1 protein-coding gene is annotated in these 1,381 nt (G+C 31.0%); it reads left to right on the forward strand.

Annotated elements, in window-relative coordinates; all coding sequences use genetic code 11:
- A partial coding sequence (locus ACIR131C_RS25850) for a hypothetical protein (protein ID WP_051347446.1) occupies window positions 1-1,211 on the forward strand: 1,211 nt, incomplete at its 5' end.
- Window positions 1,212-1,381 lie beyond the last annotated feature (170 nt).

The raw sequence follows: 1,381 nt of genomic DNA on the forward strand, positions 1-1,381 counted from the left end.
ATGCTATCAGTTCCTCTGGTTGTGGGGAAAAACCTATGGTTTCCTTGAGTGGAAAAGATGTAGAGGAGGTTGTATTAAATGAAAGTACAGTTACTAAGTCTGGTCAAGTTAGCGCTAATAAAAATGTTGGTTATACCTTTACAGCAAAAACAGGACAAAAATTAAGTTATAATACAGATGCGGATGTTTGTCTTTGGGTATTTACTCCAGATAATACAATTTTCAAAGGTGGAGAGTTACCCAGAAATGGTAAATATATTATTCAAGTTGCTGCACCTCAAGGGGTAAAAACCTTTGATTTAGTATTGCAATTGGAGAATAATACACCAACTACTAGTTTATCATCTTCTCCTATTCCCACACCTGTGGAAACAAATCAGGTTGCTATAATTCCCAAATCTAAAACCACGCTAACAAGACAAAAAAGAAATTTATCCACTGTATCAGCGGCAGATATAGATAATGTTAATAGACCATCACCGGAAATATTTATCAACAATTACTATACAAAGCTAAATGAAAACAATTATACAGAGGCTTGGAGTTTTTTGGCGACTGAATTACAGGAAAATTCTACATCTCATCCTAAAGGTTATCAATCCTATATAGAATGGTGGGAACAAATTAATAATATTAATGTAGAAATAATTAGTTCCTCTTCTCAAAATAAAACTGCAAAAGTCAAAGTGCGATGTAAAGATGATTTAAAAAATGGGAGTAAAATTTATGCAGATGTTCTATACTACCTGAGATGGAATGAAACAGACAATAATTGGCGAATTATTAATATTCAACTAATCTCTTCTTCAACAACAACATCTAATTTATCTGTAAATGAGTCTCAACCTACTCCTTCAGTATCAGATAATGTTAATAGACTATCACCTGCAAAAGCTATAGAAGATTACTATACTAAAATTAATAATCAAGATTATCAAACAGCTTGGGATATTTATCCCACCACAGTCAAAGAAAATAAAGAATTACATCCAGATGGTTACAACTCTTTTATTAAATGGTGGACACAAGTTGATCATGTAAATATTAACAGAGTTAAGATTGAAAAAGAAAGTTATGATAATGCTATCGTCAATATTGGTACTCACTATAAAATGAAAAGTGGGAAAATTTCTCCTATTAAACTCAAGTTTTATCTAGCTTGGAACAAAGAATATCAAAGGTGGTATGTTACTAAAATTAAACATAAATAATTTATCAAAAAACATGAAAACCCGTTAATTAATGATAAATCCGCACCATGATGAAAATTAATTCTTGTTTAGCAAACCTGAGATGATTTAATATGTTGAAAAATTTAGTTGTGTACTCTACCTGTTTATCAGTTATCGGTTGTCAAACAATAGAAAATCCTCTAACTAAT

The sequence above is a fragment of the Dolichospermum circinale AWQC131C genome, assembly GCF_000426905.1.
In the GTDB taxonomy this organism is placed as follows: Bacteria; Cyanobacteriota; Cyanobacteriia; order Cyanobacteriales; family Nostocaceae; genus Dolichospermum; species Dolichospermum circinale.